Origin of the sequence: Streptomyces sp. NPDC088350 (assembly GCF_044753545.1) — a bacterium.
Taxonomy (GTDB): Bacteria; Actinomycetota; Actinomycetes; order Streptomycetales; family Streptomycetaceae; genus Streptomyces.
In genome coordinates this window covers 813,727-836,689 of sequence record NZ_JBIVNL010000003.1, presented here as the reverse complement: position 1 = coordinate 836,689, position 22,963 = coordinate 813,727, and the positions used below count along the sequence as shown (strand labels likewise).

Genomic DNA, 22,963 nt, shown 5'->3' with positions numbered 1-22,963 from the left:
CGCCAAATCGACCGGTGTCTTCACAGCCTGTTCCCACGGCACCACCGGCACCCCGGTTTCCGCCAGCAACTCGGTGACCCCGGCCCGGAACGCCGACGACCCCGTGCACGTCACCAGCAGCTGCACCCTGAAGTCGTCGTGGAAGAGCGGCAGTACATCGAGCAGCCGGGTCGCGGACGTCACGTTGTGCACGACGAACAGCACCTTGCGGTTGCGCCCCCGCGTCGCCCACCGCCCGGCGTCCTCGCCGACCGGCACCCGTATCCACTCGGCCCCCGTCACGCCCCTCGACCACCTTTCGCACGTGTGATCGGGCAACGATAGTCAGCCCCGGGCCCGCGTGCACCGGCCGCCCCTGAAATCGGCCGGTGCACGCGTTGTCGGGCAACAGCGCTGTTCTTTTCTGCTCGTTCCGGCCGATGTTCTTGCGCGAAACGTCATCTGTCAACGGGGTCCGCCCACGCGCGAAACCCCCGGGTGCCGGAGCCCGCAAGGCGTCCGGCACCCGGGGGTGCTCGCAGGGCGGCGACCGTCAGGCCGTCACCGTCTCCGGCCGTGGCGCCTCCCGGGGTGACCGCGCGCCGAGCAGTTCCGTCGGGACCTTGTGGGTCTCGCGGGCCGTGAGCACGGCGATGACCGGCGGGACGCACAGTGCCGCCGTGAACAGCGCCACCGAGGACCAGTCCGTGCCGTCGGGACCCGCGATCTGCGCGGCGAAGGTGACCGCGAACCCGGCCACCGCGAAGCCGATCTGCGTGCCGATGGCCATGCCCGACAGCCGGACCCGGGTCGAGAACATCTCGCCGTAGAAGGAGGGCCAGACGCCGTTCGCGGCGCTGTAGACGACGCCGAAGGCGACGATGCCGAGGAGCAGGATCAGCGGGTAGGAGCCCGTGGAGATCGCCCAGAGGTAGAGGAACATCGTGATCGCACTGCCGACCGCGCCGATCAGGTACACCGGGCGGCGGCCGATGCGGTCGGACAGGGTGGCCCACAGGGGGATCGCGGCGAGGGCGACGAGGTTGGCGAGTGCGCCCACCCACAGCATCGACGAGCGGGACATGCCGACGGAGTCGCTGGTCGCGTAGGCCAGCGCCCACACCGTGAAGATCGTGGAGACGGAGGCGATGAGCGCGCCCGCGATCACCCGCAGGACGTCCGACCAGTGCTCGCGCAGCAGCACCACCAGCGGCAGCCTCACGACTCCCTCGGTCGCCGCCTGCTGGGCGAACGCCGGGGTCTCCTGGAGCTTGCGGCGCATCACGTAGCCGGCGACCGCGACCAGCACGCTCGCCCAGAACGGGACGCGCCAGCCCCAGGACAGCAGCTGCTTGTCGGGGAGCTGGGCGACCCCGAGGAACACGAGGGTGGCGATGAGCTGGCCGCCCTGGGTGCCGCCCAGCGTGAAGCTGGTGAAGAAGCCGCGCCGGTCCGGCGGTGCGTGCTCCAGCGTCATGGAACTGGCGCTGGCCTGCTCGCCCGCAGCCGAGATCCCCTGGAGGACCCGGCACAGCACGAGCAGGACCGGGGCGAGGCCGCCGACCTGGGCGCGGGTGGGCAGACAGCCGATGAGGAACGTCGACAGGCCCATCAGCAGCAGCGTGAAGATCATGATCTTCTTGCGGCCGGCCCGGTCGCCGAAGTGGCCGAGGAACAGGGCGCCGACCGGACGGGCCGCGTAGGCGACACCGAAGGTCGCCAGCGAGAGCAGGGTCGCCGTGGCCGGGTCCGAGTCGTCGAAGAAGACCTTGGGGAAGATCAGGGCTGCGGCGCTGCCGTAGATGAAGAAGTCGTAGTACTCCAGAGCGCTGCCGATCCAGGCGGCGGCGGCCGCCTTTTTCGGCTGCCCGACAGCTTTGGCGGGGACGGACACGGCTTGCTCCTTCGGGGGAACTCCACCGTAGGCGGAGTGAGCGGAGTGAGCGGAGAAGGGGAGGTGGGGCGGGGAGACGGGGGGTGCTACCGGATCGCGGCTAATTAACCCACTGGGTAGTTAGTCTCGGTGGGTAGGGATGTTGCGCTCACGTTTCCCGGGTGTCAAGAGGGGGCGCCGGGCGACCTCAGTCCGTCGCGCGCTCCGCCGTCAGGTAGGCGATCACCATGTCGCCCAGCATGGTCCGGTAGTGCTCGTGGCGGTCCGGTGCCACCAGGTCGCGGCCGAACAGGGCGCCGAAGGTGTGCCGGTTGGCGACCCGGAAGAAGCAGTAGGAGCTGATCATCGCGTGCAGGTCGACGGCGTCCACGTCGGCCGTGAACAGGCCGGACTTCTGCCCCGACTCCAGGATGCGGCGGATCACGTCGAGGGCGGGCGAGCCCATCTTCCCGAGCTTCTCGGAGGCGGCGATGTGCTCGGCCCCGTGGATGTTCTCGATGCTCACCAGGCGGATGAAGTCCGGGTGCTGCTCGTGGTGGTCGAAGGTCAGCTCCGCCAGGCGCCGGATGGCCGCGACCGGGTCCAGGTGCTCCACGTCGAGCCCTTGTTCGGCCTCGCGGATCACGCCGTAGGACCGTTCCAGGACGGCCGTGAAGAGCTGTTCCTTGCCGCCGAAGTAGTAGTAGATCATCCGCTTGGTGGTGCGGGTGCGGGCGGCGATCTCGTCGACGCGGGCGCCGTCGTAGCCGGCCCGCGCGAACTCGTGGGTCGCCACGTCGAGGATCTCGGCCCTGGTGCGGGCCGCGTCACGGATGCGCCCGTTCGGTCGTGCCGGTTCTTCGACGCTGGTCATCGGGTTCCTCGGCTTCGTTCGGGCGCGGGCGCGGTGTGCGGCCGATTCTAGGAGGCGGGGGCGGGGCGGGCGGTCGGGTTTCCCCGGCGGGGGCTTCCCGCAGGCCGTCGATACTGGTATCACTAACGTACTAGTTCGTACATTAGCGAGCCGCTCAGGAGGATCACCGTGGTCGATGTCTTCAAGGACTCGCCCGTCTTCAAGGGTTCGAAGGCCTCCGAGGACTCGTATCTCGTCGGACTGATCGGTTCCGGCATCGGCCCGTCGCTCAGCCCCGCCCTGCACGAACGCGAGGCCGACCGGCAGGACCTGCGCTATCTGTACCGGCTCATCGACATCGACGTGCTCGGCGTCGGCCCGGAGGCGGTGGGCGATCTGGTGCGCGCCGCCCGCGACCTGGGCTACGACGGGCTCAACATCACCCACCCCTGCAAACAGCTCGTCATCGAGCACCTGGACGGGCTCACCCCGCAGGCCGAGGCGCTCGGCGCGGTCAACACCGTCGTCTTCGAGGCGGACGGCCGCGCGATCGGCCACAACACGGACGTCACCGGCTTCGCCGCCTCCTTCGCGCGCGGACTGCCCGACGCGCCCATGGAACGGGTCGTGCAGCTGGGCGCGGGCGGCGCGGGCGCGGCCGTCGCACACGCCACGCTCACGCTCGGCGCCGGACGCGTCACCGTCGTCGACGCGCTGCCCGAACGCGCCGCCGCCCTCGCCGACTCCCTGAACCGTCACTTCGGCGCCGGCCGCGCGGCCGGCGCCACTCCTGACCAGCTGTCCGGGCTGCTCGCCGGCGCCGACGGCATCGTCCACGCCACACCCACCGGGATGGCCGCCCACCCCGGACTACCCTTCCCCGCCCGCCTGTTGGACTCCTCGCTGTGGGTCGCCGAGGTGGTCTACCGCCCCCTGGAGACCCAACTGCTGAGCCTGGCCCGCGCGTTGGGCTGCGCCACCCTCGACGGCGGCGGCATGGCGGTCTTTCAGGCGGCCGACGCGTTCCGTCTGTTCACCGGGCGCGAGCCCGACACCGCGCGGATGCTCGCCGACATCGCGGAACTGGCCGGTGCGGTGGTCGCGCCGAAGTAGGTGTGATCGCGCCGAAGTGGTCGTGTCCATGTCGGCATGGGCGGGCCCGCGTCGGCATGGGCGGGCCCGCGCCAAAGCGGCCGTGCCCACCCCGAAACAGCCGTGCCCGCGCCGAAACGGCCGTGCCCGAAGCGCAATTGAGAGGTACCCCGATGCGTACGTCCATCGCCACCGTCTCCCTCAGCGGCTCGCTCACCGAGAAACTCACGGCCGCCTCCCGGGCGGGCTTCGACGGCGTCGAGATCTTCGAGAACGACCTCCTCGCCAGCCCCCTCACGCCCGAGGAGATCCGCGCCCGCTGCGCCGACCTCGGTCTGACCATCGACCTCTACCAGCCGATGCGGGACATCGAGGCGGTGCCCGAGGCCGAGTTCGCCCGCAACCTGCGCCGCGCCCGGCACAAGTTCGAGCTGATGCGCAGACTCGGCACCGACACCGTCCTCGTCTGCTCCAGCGTCTCCCCCCTCGCCGAGGACGACGACGCGCTCGCCGCCGCCCAGCTGAGCCGACTCGCCGACCTCGCCCAGGAGTTCGGCGTCCGCGTCGCCTACGAGGCGCTCGCCTGGGGGCGGCACGTCAGCACGTACGACCACGCCTGGCGCATCGTCGAGACGGCCGGCCACGCGGCTCTCGGCACCTGCCTCGACAGCTTCCACATCCTGTCCCGGGGCTCGGACCCGAAGGGCATCGAGGACATCCCCGGCGAGAAGATCTTCTTCCTCCAGCTCGCCGACGCCCCGCTCCTCGCGATGGACGTCCTCCAGTGGAGCCGCCACTACCGCTGCTTCCCGGGCCAGGGCGGCTTCGACGTCGCCGGACTCGTCCGGCACGTCCTGACCGCGGGCTACGACGGCCCGCTCTCGCTGGAGATCTTCAACGACGTGTTCCGGCAGGCGGAGGCGGGTCCCACGGCGGTCGACGCCCACCGCTCGCTGCTGGTCCTCCAGGAGACGGTCGGCCTGTCCCGGCCGCCCGCCCCCGTCGTCCCCACGGGCATCGCGTTCGCCGAACTCGTCACACCCGACGCCGAACCCGTCTCGGCGCTGCTCGGCGCCCTCGGCTTCGCCCGCACGGCCCGCCACCGCAGCAAACCGGTGGACCTGTGGCAGCAGGGCGAGGCCCGCGTCCTGGTCAACACCGGCCCCGCCGTACGCCGGGACGGCACCGCCCTCGCGGCGATCGGCCTGGAGTCACCCGACCCGGAGGGCGCCGCCCGCCGCGCCGAGGCCCTCCTCGCCCCCGTGCTGCCCCGCCGCCGCGCTCCCGAGGACGCCCCCCTCGAAGCGGTCGCCGCACCGGACGGCACGGAACTCTTCTTCTGCGCCCGGAGCACCCCCGAACTCCCCGGCTGGCGCGCCGACTTCACCGACACCACCGGTCAACCGCCCTCAGGGACAGGCGTCCTGCGCATCGACCACCTCGCCCTCACCCAGCCCTGGCACCACTTCGACGAGGCGACTCTCTTCCACCGCAGCGTCCTTGGGCTCCAGGCGCAGGAGAGCGTCGACGTCGCCGACCCCTACGGCCTGCTGCGCAGCCGCGCCGTCACCACCCCCGACGGCAGTGTCCGCATCGCGCTGAGCGTCGGCGCGGCCCCGACCGAGGACGGCGCCCCCGCCCAGCACATCGCCCTCGCCACCGAGGACGTGGTCGCCGCGGCCCGCGGCTTCCGGGACTCCGGCGGCCGGCTGCTGCGCATGCCCGCGAACTACTACGACGACCTCGCGGCCCGATTCGCCTTCGCCGAGGGAGAGTTGGAGACGTACCAGGACCTCGGCATCCTCTACGACCGGGACGCGGGCGGCGAGTTCCGGCACTGCTACACCCGGACCGTCGGGCGGGTCTTCTTCGAACTCGTCCAGCGCGACGGCGACTACCGCGGCTACGGCGCCCAGAACGCGCCGGTGCGACTCGCCGCCCAGCACGCCGCGAAGCGCCTCACTGGCGGCTGACGCTCCTGGTCACGCCGGTGACGACCGTCGTGGCCAGGATCCAGCCGGTGATGATCAGGGCGTAGGCGAGGTACTGGTACCAGCCGTCCGGCGCGAACGCCTCCTCCTGGCCGAAGGAGATCACCGGCAGCAGCAGGTCGAGGGTGTAGAAGACCGGGTTGAAGTGCGGGGCCTCGGACGCCTTGAGGGCGTGGGGGTGGTGCAGGCCGTAGACGAGGGAGCCGATGGCCAGCAGTGACAGCAGCCAGGCGCAGGCGCGCAGCGGGCGGAAGCCGTAGCCGACCGTGGCGTCCTGGACGTAGCCCCAGATGCGGCCGTACCAGGGGCGGGTGCCGCGCAGGCGGCGCTGCTTGGCGAGCTGGACGTGGCGGGCGGCGGCGTCGTCGCCGATCCGGCGGTAGGCGGCGGCCAACTGCTCGTAGGCGTGGGGGACATAGCCGTCGCCGTCGCGTTCGAGCATGGCCAGGCGGCGGTCGGCGGGCTCGTGCGGGATGAGCGAGGTGTAGGCGAAGCTGGTGAGGAAGACCTGGTCCGGCAGAGCCCTCGGGTCCAGCAGCAGGACGTCGATCTGGGCGCGGCTCAGTACGAGACCACCCTCCATGGGCGGGCTCTCGCGCAGCCAGAGTTCCCCCATGGTGGAGCTGCTCGCCAGCAGCACGGAGGACCCCGGGTTGGACAGGGTGGAGTACGACAGGTCCAGCCGGCCCGCGATCCGGGCTCCGCGCAGGCCGACCCAGCCTTCCACGAGGGCGTGCCGGAGCAGGATGTTGCCCTCCACGACGAGCACTTCGGCGTCGATGGCGGAGTCTCCGGGATGGGAGAGGTGTGCCGTGTTGAGGTTGACCGTCCCGGCGACAGTCGCGCCGCTGAGCCGTATCTGACCCCGGGTGCGCAGTCCGGTCGCCCGGAGATCGTCGCCGACGGCGGCCTGGTTGAGCTGGAGTACCGGCTCCTCGGCGTCCGGAGCGATGATCTCCGCGCCCTCCATGAACAGGCTTCCGGCGATCTTCGCCCCGGCGAGCCGCACCACTCCGTGGAAACGGGACCGCGTCATCCGCAGCACGCCGTCCACCCGCATCGCATGGGCGGTGAGACCGGGCAGGACCGAGTCGCCGAGGTTGAGTTCGCGCAGTCGGCAGGCGTAGAAGCGGGGCACCTCGTCGAAGTGGCAGTACCGCAGCCGGACCGGGTGGTCGATCGTCGCGTACTGGAGGTCGAGCATGCCGGTGATCCGGGCGCCCGCCAGGCTCAGGGACGCTATCTCGCCCGCCTCCTGCGGCCCGTTGAGCAGCAGGGCCCGCAACACCTCGGCGCGGACGGTCCGTTCGGGCACCCAGTCGGCGCCGAGGGACACGTCCTCGTCCTCCGCCGTACGGAAGTCCACGGACTCGCCCAACGGGAAGGCCCGCCACACCTGTTCCTCGGCCGGGGTCAGATCGTTGATCTCCATCAACGGGGACTCTAGCCGGGCGGAGGCCGCGGGCACAGGGGACGGCCGCGGCCCGGACCGCACGTCAACGCGTGGTCCGGGCCGGGGAGTTGTGCCGTCGCTACGGTCGGGTGTTCCACTCCGCGATCACCGGGCGGTCGTGCTCGGTGGACAGCCGGCTGACCGTGCCGGTCGCCAGCTGGAACAGCCGTCCGTCCGCCGCCGACAGGCCCAGTCGGCGCGCGGTGAGGACGCGCAGGAAGTGGGCGTGCGCCACGAGGATCACGTCACCGTCCTCGATGGCCGCGTCCACCCGCTTCAGGACCTGGTCGGCGCGTACGCCGATCTCGTCCGGGGACTCGCCGGGGTGTCCGGCGGGACCCGGCGGGACACCGTCCGTCCACAAGTACCAGTCGGGGCGGGTGCGGTGGATGTCGACGGTGGTGACGCCCTCGTAGGCGCCGTAGTCCCACTCGTGCAGATCGGGGTCGGGTACGGCCCCGGCGATGCCCGCGAGTGCGGCGGTGCGTATCGCGCGGTCGAGCGGGCTGGTCAGGGCGAGTGCGAAGGTCCGGCCCGAGAGGAGCGGAGCGAGGGACTTGGCCTGTTCCTCGCCGTGCCGGGTGAGGGGCAGGTCGGTCCAGCTGGTGTGCCGGCCCGACACGCTCCACTCCGTCTCGCCGTGGCGGACCAGAAAGAGATCCCCCACGGCGTACTACTCCTTGGACTCGACGGCGTGACCGCCGAACTGGTTGCGCAGCGCGGAGATCATCTTCATCTGCGGGGAGTCGTCCTGCCGCGAGGCGAACCGCGCGAACAGGGAGGCAGTGATCGCGGGCAGCGGCACCGCGTTGTCGATGGCCGCCTCGACGGTCCAGCGGCCCTCGCCGGAGTCCTCCGCGAAACCGCGCAGCTTGTCCAGGTGCTCGTCGCCGTCGAGTGCGTTGACCGCGAGGTCGAGCAGCCAGGAGCGGATGACGGTGCCCTCCTGCCAGGAGCGGAAGACCTCCCGCACGTCCGTGACGGAGTGGACCTTCTCCAGCAGCTCCCAACCCTCGGCGTACGCCTGCATCATGGCGTACTCGATACCGTTGTGGACCATCTTCGAGAAGTGCCCGGCGCCGACCTTGCCGGCGTGCACGAAGCCGAACTCGCCCTCGGGCTTGAGCGCGTCGAAGACCGGCTGCACCCGGGCGATGTGCTCGGCGTCGCCGCCGACCATCAGCGCGTAGCCGTTCTTCAGGCCCCACACGCCACCGGAGACGCCCGCGTCGACGAAGCCGATGCCCTTGGCACCCAGCTCCTCGGCGTGCTTCTCGTCGTCCGTCCAGCGGGAGTTGCCGCCGTCGACCACCGTGTCGCCGGGCTGGAGCAGCTCGCCCAGCTCGTCGATGACCGACTGGGTCGGGCCGCCGGCCGGGACCATCACCCAGACCGTGCGCGGGGCTTCGAGCTTGCCGACCAGTTCGGCGAGGTCGCTCACGTCGGAGACCTCGGGGTTGCGGTCGTAGCCGATGACGGTGTGGCCCGCGCGGCGGATGCGCTCGCGCATGTTGCCGCCCATCTTGCCGAGGCCGATCAGGCCCAACTGCATCGCTGTCATGTCAGCTTCACTTCCTGGGAATCCTGGGAATTGCGGAGAGAGCGGTACGCGGCCACGAGCGCGGCGGTGGACGGGTCGAGACCGGGCACGTCCGCGCCTTCGGTCAGGGCGGGTTCGACGCGCTTGGCGAGGACCTTGCCCAGCTCGACGCCCCACTGGTCGAAGGAGTCGATGTTCCAGACCGCGCCCTGCACGAACACCTTGTGCTCGTAGAGGGCGATCAACTGGCCCAGGACGGACGGGGTCAGCTCGCGGGCCAGGATCGTGGTCGTGGGGTGGTTGCCCTTGAACGTCTTGTGCGGCACCAGCTCCTCGGGCACACCCTCCGCGCGCACCTCGTCCGGCGTCTTGCCGAAGGCCAACGCCTGTGTCTGGGCGAAGAAGTTGGCCATCAGCAGGTCGTGCTGCTTCTTGAGTCCGTCGCTCAGCTCTGCCACCGGGTTGACGAAGCCGATGAAGTCCGCCGGGATCAACTTCGTGCCCTGGTGGATGAGTTGGTAGTAGGCGTGCTGCCCGTTCGTGCCGGGTGTGCCCCACACCACCGGGCCGGTCTGCCACTCCACCGGATTCCCGTCCCGGTCCACCGACTTGCCGTTGGACTCCATGTCCAGCTGCTGCAAGTAGGCGGTGAACTTGGAGAGGTAGTGGCTGTACGGCAGTACCGCGTGCGACTGCGCGTCGAAGAAGTTGCCGTACCAGACACCCAACAGGCCCAGGAGGAGAGGCGCGTTGGACTCGGCGGGCGCGGTGCGGAAGTGCTCGTCGACGGTGTGGAAGCCGTCGAGCATCTCGCGGAAGCGGTCCGGGCCGATGGCGAGCATCAGGGAGAGACCGATCGCCGAGTCGAACGAGTAACGCCCGCCGACCCAGTCCCAGAACTCGAACATGTTGTCCGTGTCGATACCGAAGTCCGACACCTTCCCGGCGTTCGTCGACAGCGCCACGAAGTGCTTGGCGACCGCCTTGTCGTCACCGCCGAGACCCTCAAGGAGCCATGTCCGGGCCGAAGTCGCGTTGGTGATCGTCTCGATCGTGGTGAACGTCTTCGACGCCACGATGAACAGCGTCTCCGCCGGGTCGAGGTCATGGGTGGCCTCGTGCAGGTCGGCGCCGTCCACGTTCGACACGAACCGGACCGTCAACGAGCGGTCGGTGAACGCGCGGAGTGCCTCGTAGGCCATCGCCGGACCCAAATCCGAGCCGCCGATGCCGATGTTGACGACATTGCGGATACGGCGGCCCGTGTGGCCGGTCCACTCGCCGGAGCGGACGCGGTCGGCGAAGCCGGCCATCCTGTCGAGCACGGCGTGCACTGGGGGCACGACGTTCTCGCCGTCGACCTCGATCACCGCGTCGCGCGGGGCGCGCAGCGCGGTGTGCAGGACCGCGCGGTCCTCGGTGACGTTGATCTTCTCGCCGCGGAACATGGCGTCCCGCAGCCCGAACACACCGGTGGCGGTGGCCAGTTCCTGGAGCAGGGCGAGGGTCTCGTCCGTGATCAGGTGCTTGGAGTAGTCGATGCGCAGATCGCCGACGCGCACGACGTACCGCTCCGCGCGCCCCGGGTCCGCCGCGAACAGCTCACGCAGCTGCGGGTGCAGCAGCGCGTCCGCGCGGTGGTCCTCCAGGGCGGCCCACTCCGGACGCCGGGTGAGCTTGGGGGAGTCAGACATGAGAGGGGGTCTCCTTGGTGCCCTCGGCCCGCAGGGCGATGGCGTACATCTCGTCGGCGTCGAGGCGCCGCAGCTCCTCGGCGATGAGTTCGGAGGTGGTGCGGACCTTCAGCGCGAGGGTGCGGGAGGGCTGCCCGGGCAGGGACAGCGTGGCCAGCGGGCCGTCGGGCCGGTCGATGACGACCTCGCCGGCGGCGGTACCCAGGCGTACGGCGGTGACGACCGGTCCGGCGGTGACCACGCGGTCGATCTTCACCTTCAGCCTGGCCTCCAGCCAGCGCGCCAGCAGCTCGGCGGCCGGGTTGTCGGCCTCGGCCTCCACGGCACCCGAGGTGATCCTGGCCTTGGCCTGGTCGAGGGCCGCCGCCAGCATCGAGCGCCACGGGGTCAGCCGGGTCCAGGCGAGGTCGGTGTCGCCGGGCGCGTAGGCACGGGCGCGGGCCTCCAGGGCCTCCAGGGGGTTGACCGCCGCGTACAGGTCGGTGATCCGGCGCTGCGCGAGGGCGCCCAGCGGGTCCTTCGCCGGGACCTCGGGCGCCTCCACCGGCCACCACACGACGACGGGCGCGTCCGGCAGCAGCAGCGGCAGTACCACGGAGTCGGCGTGGTCGGACACCTCGCCGTAGGTCCGCAGCACGACCGTCTCGCCGGTGCCCGCGTCGGCGCCCACCCGGACCTCGGCGTCGAGGTGCGAGTTCGTGCGGTCGCGCGGGGTGCGGGCGTGCCGCTTGATGACGACCAGGGTGCGCGAGGGGTGCTCGTGCGAGGCCTCCTCGGCCGCCTTGATCGAGTCGTAGGCGTTCTCCTCGTCCGTGACGATGACCATCGTCAGGACCATGCCCACGGCAGGGGTGCCGATGTCGCGGCGACCCTGCACCAGCGCCTTGTTGATCTTGCTTGCCGTGGTGTCGCTCAGGTCGATCTTCATGGCCTGCGCCAGCTCCGTCCGTCTCGTGCGAGCATCTCGTCCGCCTCCTCGGGGCCCCAACTGCCCGAGGAGTACTGCGCGGGCTTGCCGTGCTGCGCCCAGTACTCCTCGATCGGGTCGAGGATCTTCCAGGACTCTTCCACTTCCTGGTGGCGCGGGAACAGGTTGGCGTCGCCGAGCAGCACATCCAGGATGAGCCGCTCGTACGCCTCCGGGCTCGACTCCGTGAACGACTCGCCGTAGGCGAAGTCCATGGACACGTCCCGGATCTCCATCGAGGTGCCCGGCACCTTCGAACCGAAGCGGACCGTCATGCCCTCGTCGGGCTGGACGCGGATGACGATCGCGTTCTGGCCCAGCTCCTCGGTGGCGCTGGAGTCGAAGGGGGAGTGCGGGGCCCGCTTGAAGACGACCGCGATCTCCGTGACCCGCCGCCCGAGCCGCTTGCCGGTGCGCAGGTAGAAGGGGATGCCCGCCCAACGGCGGTTGTCCACCTCCAACTTGACGGCCGCGTAGGTGTCGGTCCTCGACTGCGGGTCGATACCGTCCTCCTGGAGGTAGCCGACGACCTTCTCGCCGCCCTGCCAGCCCTCCGCGTACTGCCCGAACACCGTGTGCTCGCCCAACTCCTTGGGCAGCCGCACCGACTTGAGCACCTTGAGCTTCTCGGTGAGCAGCGCCTCCTCGTCGAAGGCGATCGGCTCCTCCATGGCGGTCAGCGCCATCAGCTGGAGCAGGTGGTTCTGGATGACGTCACGGGCCGAACCGATGCCGTCGTAGTAGCCGGCACGCCCGCCGATGCCGATGTCCTCGGCCATCGTGATCTGGATGTGGTCGACGTAGGACCTGTTCCAGATCGGCTCGTACATCTGGTTGGCGAAGCGCAGCGCCAGGATGTTCTGGACGGTCTCCTTGCCGAGGTAGTGGTCGATGCGGAACACCTGGTCCGGGTCGAACACCTCGTGCACGATCTTGTTCAGCTCGCGCGCGCTCTTCAGGTCGCGCCCGAACGGCTTCTCGATCACCGCGCGCCGCCAGGAACCCTCGCCGGCCGTCGCCAGGCCGTGCTTCTTCAGCTGCTGGACGACCTTCGGGAAGAACTTCGGCGGTACGGAGAGATAGAACGCGTAGTTGCCGCTGGTACCCCGGGAGGTGTCCAACTCGTCGACGGCCGCGCGCAGTTGCTTGAACGCCGTGTCGTCGTCGAAGTCGCCCGGGATGAACCGCATGCCCTCGGCGAGCTGCTGCCAGACCTCCTCGCGGAACTCGGTCCGCGAGTGCTCGCGCACCGAGTCGTGCACGACCTGCGCGAAGTCCTGGTCCTCCCAGTCCCGCCGGGCGAACCCGACGAGGGAGAAGCCCGGCGGCAGCATGCCCCGGTTGGCCAGGTCGTAGACGGCGGGCATCAGCTTCTTGCGGGACAGGTCGCCGGTGACCCCGAAGATGACAAGGCCGGACGGGCCCGCGATACGGGGGAGCCGGCGGTCGCGGGGGTCACGCAGCGGGTTGTCCCAGCCGGCGCCCAGGGCATCCGCGATGTCCGTGATGTCCTGGGCGCCGAGCGCCTGCGCGGCTGTCGCCGCTGTGGGAAGGTCCGCACTCATTCCCCGTCGACCCCCTTCCCGCTCAGCGACTTCGCGACGGCGTCCAGCAGGTCCTGCCAGGCCACCTCGAACTTGGCGACGCCCTCGTCCTCCAACTGCTTGACGACGGTGTCGTAGGAGATCCCCAGCCGCTCTACGGCGTCCAGGTCGGCGCGCGCCTGCGCGTAGCCGCCGGTCACCGTGTCGCCGTGGATGTCGCCGTGGTCGGCGGTGGCGTTCAGCGTGGCCTCGGGCATGGTGTTGACCGTGCCGGGCGCGACCAGCTCGTCGACGTACAGGGTGTCCTTGTAGGACGGGTCCTTCACGCCGGTCGAGGCCCACAGGGGGCGCTGCTTGTTGGCGCCGGCACCCGCGAGGGCACTCCAGCGGTCACCCGCGAAGACGGACTCGTAGGCCTCGTAGGCGAGCCGCGCGTTGGCGAGGGCCGCCTTGCCCTTGAGGGCGAGGGCCTCTCCCCCAGAGCCGAAAGCCTGGGAGGTGCCCCCAGTGGCCAGCGCGGTCAGGCGCTTGTCGATCTCGGAGTCGACGCGGGAGACGAAGAAGGAGGCGACGGAGTGGATGGTCGCCAGGTCGATGCCGGCGGCCTTCGCCTTCTCCAGGCCGGCGAGGTAGGCGTCCATGACCTCGCGGTAGCGCTCCAGGGAGAAGATCAGCGTGACGTTGACGCTGATGCCCTCGCCGATGACCTCGGTGATGGCCGGGAGGCCGGCCTTCGTCGCCGGGATCTTGATCATCACGTTGGGGCGGTCCACCAGCCAGGAGAGCTGCTTGGCCTCGGCGATCGTCGCCGCCGTGTGATGGGCGAGCCGGGGGTCGACCTCGATGGAGACCCGGCCGTCCTGGCCGCCGGTCGCCTCGTACACCGGGCGCAGGATGTCGGCGGCGGCGCGGACGTCGGCGGTGGTCATCATCCGTACGGCCTCTTCGACCGTCACCTTGCGTACGGCGAGGTCGGCGAGCTGCTCCTCGTAGCCCTCGCCGGAGCCGATGGCGGCCTGGAAGATGGACGGGTTGGTGGTGACACCGACGACGTTCTTGGTGTCGACGAGTTCGGCGAGGTTGCCGGACTCGATCCGCTTGCGCGACAGGTCGTCCAGCCAGATGGAGACGCCCTCGTCGGACAGGCGCTTGAGCGCTCCCGCGGTGGCGGTCACTTCGGTCACTGTGATCATCTTCTTTCTGGCGATCGGATCAACCGCGCGCGGCGGCGAGGCCCGTAGTTGAATCGAGCACAGCCTTTGCCGCAGCGGCGATGTTCTCGGCGGTGAAACCGAACTCGGCGAACAGGATCTTGGCATCGGCGGAGGCGCCGAAGTGTTCGAGGGAGACGATGCGTCCTGCGTCACCCACGAACCGGTACCACGTGAGACCGATCCCGGCCTCGACCGCAACGCGGGCCTTCACGGACGGCGGAAGCACGCTGTCGCGGTACTCGCGCGACTGCTCCTCGAACCACTCCACGGACGGCATCGACACCACCCGCGTGCCCACGCCCTCGGCCTCCAGCCGCTCCCGCGCCTCGACCGCGAGGTGGACCTCGGAACCGGTCGCGATGAGCACGACGTCCGGTGTCTCGGTGGAGGAGTCCTTGAGGACGTAACCGCCGCGCGCCGCATCGGAGTTGGGCGCGTACGTCGGCACACCCTGGCGGGTGAGTGCGAGGCCGTGCGGGGCCGGGTCGGTGGCGTGCCGCTTGAGGATCTCGGCCCAGGCGATCGCGGTCTCGTTGGCGTCGGCCGGGCGGACGATGTTCAGGCCCGGGATGGCGCGCAGCGAGGCGAGGTGCTCGACCGGCTGGTGGGTCGGACCGTCCTCGCCGAGACCGATCGAGTCGTGCGTCCAGACGTACGTCACCGGGAGCTGCATCAGCGCGGAGAGGCGGACGGCGTTGCGCATGTAGTCGGAGAACACCAGGAAGGTGCCGCCGTAGACACGGGTGTTGCCGTGCAGGGCGATGCCGTTCATCTCGGCCGCCATCGAGTGCTCGCGGATACCGAAGTGGATCGTACGGCCGTACGGGTCGGCCTCCGGCAGCGGGTTGCCCTCGGGGAGGAAGGACGACGTCTTGTCGATGGTGGTGTTGTTCGAGCCGGCCAGGTCGGCGGAGCCGCCCCACAGCTCGGGCAGGACCGCGCCGAGCGCCTGGAGCACCTTGCCGGAGGCGGCGCGGGTGGCGACGGAGGACCCCGCCTCGAACACCGGCAGGGCGTCCTCCCAGCCCTCGGGGAGCTGTCCGGCGACGATCCGGTCGAAGAGCTTCGCGCGCTCGGGCTGGGCGCCGCGCCACTTGTCGAGCTGCTTGTCCCACGCGGAGTGCGCCTCGGCGCCCCGGTCCAGGGCCTTGCGGCTGTGCGCGACGACCTCGTCGGCGACCTCGAAGGACCGCTCCGGGTCGAAGCCGAGGACGCGCTTGGTGGCGGCGATCTCGTCGGCGCCGAGCGCGGAGCCGTGGGCGGCCTCGGTGTTCCGGGCGTTGGGGGCGGGCCAGGCGATGATCGTGCGCATCGCGATGATCGAGGGGCGCCCGGTCTCGGCCTGCGCCGCCTTGAGCGCCGTGTACAGCGCGTGCGGGTCGATGTCGCCGTCGGCGGCGGGCTCGATGCGCTGGGTGTGCCAGCCGTAGGCCTCGTACCGCTTCAGCACGTCCTCGGAGAAGGCGGTCGCGGTGTCGCCCTCGATGGAGATGTGGTTGTCGTCGTAGACGAAGACGAGGTTGCCGAGCTTCTGGTGGCCGGCCAGGGAGGATGCCTCGGCGGAGATGCCCTCCTCCAGGTCGCCGTCGGAGACGATCGCCCAGATGGTGTGGTCGAAGGGCGACTCGCCCTCGGGTGCCTCGGGGTCGAACAGACCGCGCTCGTAGCGGGCGGCCATGGCCATGCCCACCGCGTTCGCGGCGCCCTGTCCGAGCGGTCCTGTCGTCGTCTCCACACCGGCCGTGTGCCCGTACTCGGGGTGACCAGGCGTCTTCGACCCGTGCGTACGGAACGCCTTGAGGTCGTCCAGCTCCAGCTCGTACCCGGCGAGGTACAACTGCGTGTACAGCGTCAGCGAGGTGTGGCCGGGGGAGAGGACGAAGCGGTCACGGCCGGTCCACTCGGGATCCGCGGGGTCGTGGCGCATCACCTTCTGAAAGATCGTGTACGCGGCGGGGGCCAGGGCCATCGCGGTGCCCGGGTGACCGTTGCCGACCTTCTGCACCGCGTCAGCGGCCAGAACGCGGGCCGTGTCGACCGCTCGACGGTCGAGATCGGTCCACTCGAAGCTGTCAGGTGTGTGCGCGTTCATCTTCAAGAAGTCCTCGGTAAGAGCGGCAGAACTGCTCGGACGTCTTCAAATCTAAAAGTCTGACTTTTACGGGGGAAGGTGCCGGTGTGCCAGCCTGTGGTGAAAGTGGGACACCGGGACCGGGACCTAGGCTGCGCGAGAAGGACATGACGGACAGAACTATCCAAGACGCCGGCGGTGACGGCGACGTGATCAGAACGTTTCCCTTCCCTGTCGATCTGAGCGTCTGCGGCGTCGGCATGCAGGTCGGCCCGATGGGCACCGGGCGCACCTGGCACGCCGACGCACCCCTGCACCGCGTCCACCGCATCGACTTCCACGTGGTGATGCTCTTCTCCGAGGGCCCGGTCCGCCACATGATCGACTTCGCCGAGTACGAGGCGCACGCCGGTGACGTCCTGTGGATCCGCCCCGGCCAGGTCCACCGCTTCTCCCGCCTCGACGAGTACCGCGGCACCGTCCTGACGATGCAGCCCGGCTTCCTCCCCCGGGCCACGGTCGAGGCGACCGGCCTCTACCGCTACGACCTCCCCCCTCTCCTGCACCCCGACGAGCCCCGCCTCGCCGCCCTGCGCGCCTCCCTGGACCAGCTCCAACGCGAGTACGAGGACTCGACCACCCTCCCGCTGAGCCTCCACACCTCGGTCCTACGGCACTCCCTGACGGCCTTCCTGCTCCGGCTCGCGCATCTCGCGGCCAGCTCGGCGGAGGCGGCCCGGCAACAGGCCGACACGACGTTCACGCTCTTCCGTGACGCCGTCGAGAAGGGCTTCGCCACCAACCACAGCGTCAGCGCCTACGCCGACGCCCTCGGCTACTCCCGCCGCACCCTCGTCCGCGCGGTCCGCGCCGCCACCGGCGAGACCCCCAAGGGCTTCATCGACAAACGCGTCGTCCTGGAGGCGAAACGGCTGCTGGCCCACACGGACCTGCCGATCGGCAGGGTGGGAGCGGCGGTCGGCTTCCCCGACGCGGCGAACTTCTCCAAGTTCTTCCACCAGCACACGGAGGTGACGCCGGCGGGGTTTCGGGCGGAGTTGCGGTGACGGCGCGGACATGCCGAAGGTGACGGCGCGGACATGCCGAAAGGGGGGCTCCACGCGCGCGTGGAGCCCCCCTTTGCTCGTGGGGAGGTGGATTCAGTGCCCGAAGTCGAACCAGTTCACGTTCACGAAGTCCGCCGACTGGCCGCTGCTGAAGGTGAGATAGACGTCATGGGTGCCGGTGACCGAGCTGATGTTCGCCGGGACCGTCTGCCAGGTCTGCCAGCCGCCCGTGTTGCCGACGGAGAAGCTGCCGACGGGGGTGGCCGTCGGGCTGTCCAGGCGTACCTGGACCAGGCCGCTCACCCCGCTCGCCGCGCCGCTCGCGACCCGGCCGTAGAACTGGGTGGCCGCCGTGGAGCCGAAGTTGACGCCCTTGTAGAGCGCCCAGTCCCCGTTGGCGATGTACCCGATGTCCGAGCCGCCGCCGGTGTCGGTGGTGGTCTCCTTGGTGACGCCGGACTGGCTGTCGTACGACTCGGCCTGGATGGCGCTGTAGGCGTCACGGCTGCCGGTCGGCGGGGTCGTGGTACCGCTCCCACTGCCCGTGGACTGGAGTACCTGGACGTAGTCCACCGTCATCGGGTGGTTGGGGTCGGTGGCGGAGGTCGGGCCGCCGCCGTACGCCGCCGGGAAGCCGCCGCCCATCGCCACGTTCAGGATGATGAAGAAGCCGTGGTTGGTGGCGTTGGCCCAGGTGGTGGCGTCGACCTGACTGGCGTTCACCGTGTGGAAGTTGACGCCGTCGAGATAGAAGCGGATCTGCTCGGGGCTCGTCGACCTGTCCCACTCCATGGCGTAGGTGTGGAAGCCGGCCTGGCAAGTGGTCCCCGTACAGGCGGTGTTGCCGCCGATGCCGGTCGTCTCGTTGCAGGGACCGCCCGGGTTCGTGCCGCAATGCATCGTCGCCCAGTCGGTGTTGAGACCCTGGACGTTCTCCATGATGTCCAACTCGCCCACACTGGGCCAGTTCTGGTAGTTGCCCCGGAACGGCGCACCGAGCATCCAGAACGCGGGCCAGTAGCCGAGCGCCGACGAGCCCGTGACGTTCGGCATCTGGATCCGGGCCTCGACGCGCAGCTTCCCGCCGGCCGGCGGCTGGAAGTCGGTGCGGTTGGTCTCGATACGGCCCGAGGTCCAGTTGCCGGAGGCGTCGCGGCGCGGGGTGATCAGCAGGTTGCCGTTGCCGTCGAGCGCCACGTTGTTGGTGGACGAGGTCATCGACTCGACCTCGCCGGTGCCCCAGTTCGCGGCCCCGCCCGGATACGAAGTCCCGGTGTCGTAGAGCCAGTTGGTGGTGGAGACACCGCTGCCGGCGGTGCCGTTGAAGTCGTCCAGGAAGACCTGCGTCCAGCCCGAAGGGGGCGTGGGCGCGGAGGCGTTCGCGGGCAGGGTGATGGCCGTGGCGGTGGCCACCGCCAGGCCGAGGGTGCTGAGGACGGCGATCAGGACGCGCCGTAGGGGACGGGGTCTGTGCTGCGTGCCGGAGGTCTCACTCATGGGTGCCTCTCGGGTACGGAGTGGGGATGCGGGTGCCGTGCCTGCTTGAGAGCGCTCTCACACAGTGGTTGCGCGGTCAATGTGCTCTCAGCCACTCCGGTCGTCAAGAGGTGAAGCCGTGAAAGTCCTTTCGCCGTGCGGGAGTTCAGGCGATGAATGCGGTGAAAGAGGAGGTTTCCGAGCGGTCTCCGGGGGTGGTACTAGACGGCGCTGCCCGCCTTCCAGTCCGCCCAGGACAGGTTCCAGCCGTTGAGGCCGTTGTCCGCCGCCACGGTCTTCTCGCCGGAGTTCTTCACGATGACCACGTCGCCGAGCATCGAGCTGTCGTAGAACTCGTAGCCCGCGACCGAGGTGTTGTTCGCGCCCTTGGCGTCGTGCAGGCCGACGCAGCCGTGGCTGGTGTTCTCGTGCCCGAACACCGAGGTGGACGCCCAGTAGTTGCCGTGCACGAAGGTGCCGGACGTGGTCAGGCGCTGGGCGTGCGGGACGTCGGAGATGTCGTACTCGTCGCCGAGTCCGACCGTCGAGGACTCCATGCGGGTCTGCTTGAACCGCTCGCTGATCACCATGATCCCGGACCAGGTGGTGTGCTGGGCGTTGCCGCCGCTGACCGGGTAGGTGGCCAGGGTCTTGCCGTCCCGCTTGACGACCATCTCCTTGCCGGCCAGGTCGACCGTGCTGATCTGCGCGCGCCCGATGTGGAACGTGACGTCCTTGGACTGGACGCCGTAGACGCCGTCCCGCCCCTCCACGTCCTTCAGCCGCAGGCTGAGCGTGACCTTCGTGCCGGCCGCCCAGTACGTCTCGGGCCGGAAGTCGAGCCGGGTGTCGCTGAACCAGTGTCCGACGACCTCGACGGCCGGCTCGGCGGTGACCGTGATCGCCTTCTGGACGGCGGCCCGGTCCTTGACCGCGTGCGTGAAGTTGATCGACACGGGCATGCCGACGCCGGAGGTGGAGTTCGCCTCGGGGGTGTAGTAGCCGACGAAGGTCTCGCCGGGCGACTTGGTGGTGAAGGTCACCGTCTTCGCGGCGGCGCCCCGCGCCTGCGCCGCGACCGTGTACTTCGTGCCCGAGTACGGGTTCTTCGTGGACGTCCACCTGGTCTTCGCGTCGTTGAAGGTCCCGGCCAGCGTGGAGCCGTCGTTGCCGGTCACCTTCACCGTGGCGAGCGTTCCGTCGGACACGGCGACCGTGACCGGGGCCGTGAAATCGGCCTTCTTCGTGCCGTCGGCGGGCGAGACCGTGACGGTCGCCGTCTTCGTGGCCTTCGCGGACGCGGTGGACGACGAACCGCCGGAGGAGGCGCTCTCCGCGGCGCCCGCCGACCCGCTGCAGCCGGTCAGAACAGCCGCAGGCACCACCCCGAGCACGGTGAGGACCCCACGCCGGGACCACCTCTCCGACCGCTTCTCGGACCGGTTGGATATGTGCGACACGCCCACGCCACGCCTTCTTCCGCAGGTCGCGCACACCCCCTGGCCGTACGCGACGAGATCACCAGTGCTGTTGCATCCTGCGTCACTTCCATGGGGTGAATCTTTGAATCCCAGGGGCCCCACCTGAGATTCCTGTGAAGAGAACCTGAAGGAAGACCTGAAACCAGGAAGGCGGCGGAGTTCCCTGACCTGGACGACGACCACGCGCTGCGGTCGGCACGAGCACCGGCCCCGTCACAGCTCCGGTCGCCACCCCAGTGCCCGCGATATCCCGCGCGCCGCGAGCCGTACCGCCGGGATCAACGCCGGTACCTGCGCGTCCGCTTGAGGGACCACGACCGACACCGCCGCCACCACCGCACCGCCCGGCCCCCGCACCGGCGCGGCCACCGACAGGGCGTCGTCCGTGATCTGACGGCTGCTCACCGCGACACCGGTGCGCCGTACTTCGGCGAGCACCCGGCGCAGTCGTACCGGATCGGTGATCGTGTGCGGCGTGAAGGACGCCAACGGGCCCGCGCAGTAGGCCTCTTGGGAGTCCGGGTCGCCGTGTGCCAGCAGGGCGAGGCCCACCCCGGTGGCGTGGAGCGGCCAGCGGGCGCCGACCCGTATGTGGACGCCGACCGCCGAACGGCCCGAGATCCACTCGGTGTAGACGACCTCCTTGTCGTCCCGCACCGCCAACTGCACGTTCTCGTGCGTCGATTCGTACAGGTCCTCCAGGTAGGGCAGGGCGAGTTGGCGCAGTGCGAGGCCGCGGGGTGCGAGGGCGGCGATCTCCCACAGCCGTAGGCCCACGTGGTAGACCCCGGACGCGTCCCGTTCCAGGGCGCCCCACTCGGTGAGGGCGCCCGCGAGCCGGTGGGCGGTGGTCAGGGTGAGGCCGGCCCGGCGGCTGATGTCGGACAGGGACAGGGCCGTGTGCTCGTGGTCGAAGGCGGCGAGGACGGCGAGGAGCCGGTCGGGCGCGGACCGGGTGACGGGCGCCGACCGGGTGGCCGCCACGGACGGGGTGGTCGTCGCGGACCGGGTGGTGGTGGGCATGGCCGGGCCTCCGTCCAGCGTCAGGCGAGTCCGTCCTCGGCGACTCGGTGCAGGAGTGCGTGCAGTGTCTCGCGCTCGGTCGCGTCGAGCGGACCCAGCAGTTCGTTCGTGACGCGCAGGCCGGCCTCGTCGGTGTCGCGCAGGAAACCGCGGCCGTTCTCGGTCAGGACCACGATGCGGCTGCGGCGGTCGTCGGGGGAAGGGCGGCGCTCGGCGAACCCCAGCTTCTCCAGGTCGTCGACCAGACCGACGATCGCGCTCGGGTCGTAGCCGAGCCGGGTGCTCAGTTCGCGCTGGAGGGCGCCCTCGGACGTGGCGAGGAAGCGGAGGAGGGCGTAGTGGCGCAGCCGTAGGCCCGACGCCTGGAGGAACGTGTTGAAGAGCTGACCGGAGCGCAGGCCCAGCCGGTACATGAGGTAGCCCGTGTCCGCGTGCAGCCCGCGCATCCACGGCTCGTGCGCGTCGATCGGGGGGTTCGCTGCGTGCTGCTGGCGGGCGATGGCGGGCTCCCTGGGTCGAGGCCCCGGGCGGGGCGTGCGGTGGTTCGGCCCAGTGTGACGCACATGGTCCGTCGGCAACAACTATTGACGTCAACAATTATTGCTCTTAGCTTCAATCTCGAAGCCGTACCCGGTGTGCCTGGTAGCCGCATCGCGGTGCATCGCCTTGTGAAGGGACTCGCTCGTGCCCAGCATCGATCTGACCGGCAAGGTCGCCGTCGTCACCGGCAGTGGCCGGGGCCTCGGCCTCGCCTACGCGCACGCCCTGGCCGCCCACGGCGCGTCCGTGGTCGTGAACGACATCGACGAGGCGGTGGCCGAGCTGGCCGTGAAGTCCATCGCCGAGGCCGGCGGCACCGCCGTCGCCGAGGTGGTCCCGGTCGGTACGACGGAGGCCGCCGAGCGGCTGGTCGACCGTGCCGTCGAGGAGTTCGGGCGGCTCGACATCCTGGTCACCAACGCGGGCATCCTGCGCGACAAGGTGCTGTGGAAGATGACCGACGAGGACTTCGACGCGGTGATCACCACCCACCTCAAGGGCACCTTCACCTGCGCCCGCGCCGCCGCCGTACGGATGCGCGAGCAGGGCGAGGGCGGCAGCCTGATCCTGGTCGGCTCGCCGGCCGGCCAGCGCGGAAACTTCGGCCAGACGAACTACTCGGCCGCGAAGGCGGGCATCGCCGCGTTCGCCCGTACCTGGTCGATGGAACTGGGCCGGGCCGGCATCACCGTCAACGCGATCGTGCCGGTCGCCGCGACCGCGATGACCGAGACGATCCCCGCGTTCGCCCCGTACATCGAGGCCATGAAGAACGGCGACCCGCTGCCCGGCTTCCTCCGCAAGGGCGAGGGCTTCGGCACACCCGAGGACTGCGCCGCCCTCGTCCCCTTCCTCGCCTCCGAGGCCGCGCGCGGAATCACCGGCCAGGCCATCGGCATCGGCGGCGACAAGGTGGCACTCTGGTCCCACCCGCAGGAGATCAGCGCGGCCTACGCCGACGGCGGCTGGACCCCCGACACCCTGGCCGAGGCCTTCCCCACCTCGGTCGGCGCCGAACTCCAGTCGGTCGGCATTCCCGCACCGAAGCTGCCGGAGGCGTGATGACAGCCCCCAAGGACCCCAAGGACCCCAAGGACCCCAAGGA

General features: G+C 70.2%; 19 protein-coding genes. 5 read left to right on the top strand and 14 right to left on the bottom strand.

What is annotated here, in order from left to right; all coding sequences use genetic code 11:
• Positions 1-73 precede the first annotated feature (73 nt).
• Entirely contained in the window at positions 74-310 is a 237-nt protein-coding gene (locus ACIQBL_RS13660) for a hypothetical protein (RefSeq protein WP_401940592.1), read from the top strand.
• A gap of 222 nt (positions 311-532) precedes the next feature.
• On the opposite strand, the gene ACIQBL_RS13655 is transcribed toward ACIQBL_RS13660, so the two are convergent.
• Both ACIQBL_RS13655 and ACIQBL_RS13650 read right to left on the bottom strand, forming a co-directional pair.
• Positions 533-1,873: an MFS transporter gene (locus ACIQBL_RS13655; protein ID WP_401940590.1), complete on the bottom strand. Its 1,341-nt coding sequence runs from the start codon at positions 1,871-1,873 to the stop codon at positions 533-535.
• A 187-nt stretch (positions 1,874-2,060) separates the two neighbouring features.
• The gene (locus tag ACIQBL_RS13650; protein WP_401940587.1) at positions 2,061-2,726 is read right to left on the bottom strand and encodes a TetR/AcrR family transcriptional regulator; all 666 of its coding nucleotides are present in this window, start codon (positions 2,724-2,726) and stop codon (positions 2,061-2,063) included.
• A gap of 168 nt (positions 2,727-2,894) precedes the next feature.
• Here ACIQBL_RS13650 and ACIQBL_RS13645 point away from each other — a divergent pair, with 168 nt between their 5' ends.
• Both ACIQBL_RS13645 and ACIQBL_RS13640 read left to right on the top strand, forming a co-directional pair.
• The gene (locus ACIQBL_RS13645; protein ID WP_401940585.1) at positions 2,895-3,818 is read left to right on the top strand and encodes a shikimate dehydrogenase; all 924 of its coding nucleotides are present in this window, start codon (positions 2,895-2,897) and stop codon (positions 3,816-3,818) included.
• Between the two features lie 152 nt (positions 3,819-3,970).
• Positions 3,971-5,770, top strand: a complete 1,800-nt coding sequence (locus tag ACIQBL_RS13640) for a bifunctional sugar phosphate isomerase/epimerase/4-hydroxyphenylpyruvate dioxygenase family protein (RefSeq protein WP_401940582.1) — start codon at positions 3,971-3,973, stop codon at positions 5,768-5,770.
• On the opposite strand, the gene ACIQBL_RS13635 is transcribed toward ACIQBL_RS13640, so the two are convergent.
• From ACIQBL_RS13635 to tkt, 8 genes are all read right to left on the bottom strand, one after another.
• Positions 5,757-7,220: a membrane-associated oxidoreductase gene (locus tag ACIQBL_RS13635; RefSeq protein WP_401940579.1), complete on the bottom strand. Its 1,464-nt coding sequence runs from the start codon at positions 7,218-7,220 to the stop codon at positions 5,757-5,759. The two genes, ACIQBL_RS13640 and ACIQBL_RS13635, sit on opposite strands and share 14 nt — an antisense overlap.
• 100 nt (positions 7,221-7,320) lie before the next feature.
• A complete protein-coding gene (locus ACIQBL_RS13630) occupies positions 7,321-7,908 on the bottom strand; it encodes a histidine phosphatase family protein (RefSeq protein WP_401940576.1) in 588 nt (195 codons plus the stop codon).
• 6 nt (positions 7,909-7,914) lie between these two features.
• Positions 7,915-8,793 (bottom strand): phosphogluconate dehydrogenase (NAD(+)-dependent, decarboxylating), encoded by an 879-nt coding sequence (gnd, locus tag ACIQBL_RS13625; protein ID WP_401940738.1) that lies wholly within the window; start codon positions 8,791-8,793, stop codon positions 7,915-7,917.
• A 5-nt stretch (positions 8,794-8,798) separates the two neighbouring features.
• Positions 8,799-10,475: a glucose-6-phosphate isomerase gene (gene pgi, locus ACIQBL_RS13620; RefSeq protein WP_401940574.1), complete on the bottom strand. Its 1,677-nt coding sequence runs from the start codon at positions 10,473-10,475 to the stop codon at positions 8,799-8,801.
• Entirely contained in the window at positions 10,468-11,403 is a 936-nt protein-coding gene (opcA, locus tag ACIQBL_RS13615) for a glucose-6-phosphate dehydrogenase assembly protein OpcA (RefSeq protein ID WP_401940571.1), read from the bottom strand. The genes pgi and opcA overlap by 8 nt, the downstream gene beginning before the upstream one ends.
• Positions 11,400-13,007: a glucose-6-phosphate dehydrogenase gene (gene zwf / locus ACIQBL_RS13610; RefSeq protein ID WP_401940569.1), complete on the bottom strand. Its 1,608-nt coding sequence runs from the start codon at positions 13,005-13,007 to the stop codon at positions 11,400-11,402. Before zwf ends, opcA begins: the two co-directional genes overlap by 4 nt.
• Positions 13,004-14,179: a transaldolase gene (gene tal / locus ACIQBL_RS13605; RefSeq protein ID WP_401940566.1), complete on the bottom strand. Its 1,176-nt coding sequence runs from the start codon at positions 14,177-14,179 to the stop codon at positions 13,004-13,006. The genes zwf and tal overlap by 4 nt, the downstream gene beginning before the upstream one ends.
• Positions 14,180-14,198: 19 nt before the next feature.
• Positions 14,199-16,292, bottom strand: coding sequence for a transketolase (gene tkt, locus ACIQBL_RS13600; protein ID WP_401940565.1), 2,094 nt, complete (start codon positions 16,290-16,292; stop codon positions 14,199-14,201).
• 146 nt (positions 16,293-16,438) lie between these two features.
• Here tkt and ACIQBL_RS13595 point away from each other — a divergent pair, with 146 nt between their 5' ends.
• Entirely contained in the window at positions 16,439-17,338 is a 900-nt protein-coding gene (locus tag ACIQBL_RS13595) for a helix-turn-helix domain-containing protein (protein ID WP_401940562.1), read from the top strand.
• 93 nt (positions 17,339-17,431) lie between these two features.
• Here the strand turns inward: ACIQBL_RS13595 and ACIQBL_RS13590 are convergent, their stop codons facing one another.
• The 4 genes from ACIQBL_RS13590 to ACIQBL_RS13575 all read right to left on the bottom strand — a co-directional run bounded on the left by ACIQBL_RS13590 (position 17,432) and on the right by ACIQBL_RS13575 (position 21,764).
• Positions 17,432-18,835 carry a glycoside hydrolase family 16 protein gene (locus ACIQBL_RS13590; protein WP_401940559.1) on the bottom strand — a complete coding sequence of 468 codons (1,404 nt, stop codon included), beginning with the start codon at positions 18,833-18,835 and terminating at the stop codon, positions 17,432-17,434.
• Between the two features lie 200 nt (positions 18,836-19,035).
• Entirely contained in the window at positions 19,036-20,280 is a 1,245-nt protein-coding gene (locus tag ACIQBL_RS13585; RefSeq protein WP_401940557.1) for an Ig-like domain-containing protein, read from the bottom strand.
• 228 nt (positions 20,281-20,508) lie between these two features.
• Positions 20,509-21,318: an IclR family transcriptional regulator gene (locus ACIQBL_RS13580; RefSeq protein WP_401940554.1), complete on the bottom strand. Its 810-nt coding sequence runs from the start codon at positions 21,316-21,318 to the stop codon at positions 20,509-20,511.
• A 20-nt stretch (positions 21,319-21,338) separates the two neighbouring features.
• Positions 21,339-21,764: a MarR family winged helix-turn-helix transcriptional regulator gene (locus tag ACIQBL_RS13575; protein WP_401940551.1), complete on the bottom strand. Its 426-nt coding sequence runs from the start codon at positions 21,762-21,764 to the stop codon at positions 21,339-21,341.
• Positions 21,765-22,002: 238 nt separating this feature from the next.
• Between ACIQBL_RS13575 and ACIQBL_RS13570 the strand changes: the two genes are divergently transcribed.
• Positions 22,003-22,920, top strand: a complete 918-nt coding sequence (locus ACIQBL_RS13570) for an SDR family NAD(P)-dependent oxidoreductase (protein WP_401940548.1) — start codon at positions 22,003-22,005, stop codon at positions 22,918-22,920.
• Positions 22,921-22,963 lie beyond the last annotated feature (43 nt).

Coding starts and splice junctions, on each gene's coding strand:
- ACIQBL_RS13650 (WP_401940587.1), bottom strand. CDS start 2,726: ATGACCAGCGTCGAAGAACCGGCACGACCGAACGGGCGCATCCGTGAC.
- ACIQBL_RS13640 (WP_401940582.1), top strand. CDS start 3,971: ATGCGTACGTCCATCGCCACCGTCTCCCTCAGCGGCTCGCTCACCGAG.
- ACIQBL_RS13635 (WP_401940579.1), bottom strand. CDS start 7,220: ATGGAGATCAACGATCTGACCCCGGCCGAGGAACAGGTGTGGCGGGCC.
- gnd (WP_401940738.1), bottom strand. CDS start 8,793: ATGCAGTTGGGCCTGATCGGCCTCGGCAAGATGGGCGGCAACATGCGC.
- pgi (WP_401940574.1), bottom strand. CDS start 10,475: ATGTCTGACTCCCCCAAGCTCACCCGGCGTCCGGAGTGGGCCGCCCTG.
- opcA (WP_401940571.1), bottom strand. CDS start 11,403: ATGAAGATCGACCTGAGCGACACCACGGCAAGCAAGATCAACAAGGCG.
- zwf (WP_401940569.1), bottom strand. CDS start 13,007: ATGAGTGCGGACCTTCCCACAGCGGCGACAGCCGCGCAGGCGCTCGGC.
- tal (WP_401940566.1), bottom strand. CDS start 14,179: ATGATCACAGTGACCGAAGTGACCGCCACCGCGGGAGCGCTCAAGCGC.
- tkt (WP_401940565.1), bottom strand. CDS start 16,292: ATGAACGCGCACACACCTGACAGCTTCGAGTGGACCGATCTCGACCGT.
- ACIQBL_RS13595 (WP_401940562.1), top strand. CDS start 16,439: ATGACGGACAGAACTATCCAAGACGCCGGCGGTGACGGCGACGTGATC.
- ACIQBL_RS13590 (WP_401940559.1), bottom strand. CDS start 18,835: ATGAGTGAGACCTCCGGCACGCAGCACAGACCCCGTCCCCTACGGCGC.
- ACIQBL_RS13580 (WP_401940554.1), bottom strand. CDS start 21,318: ATGCCCACCACCACCCGGTCCGCGACGACCACCCCGTCCGTGGCGGCC.
- ACIQBL_RS13575 (WP_401940551.1), bottom strand. CDS start 21,764: ATGCGCGGGCTGCACGCGGACACGGGCTACCTCATGTACCGGCTGGGC.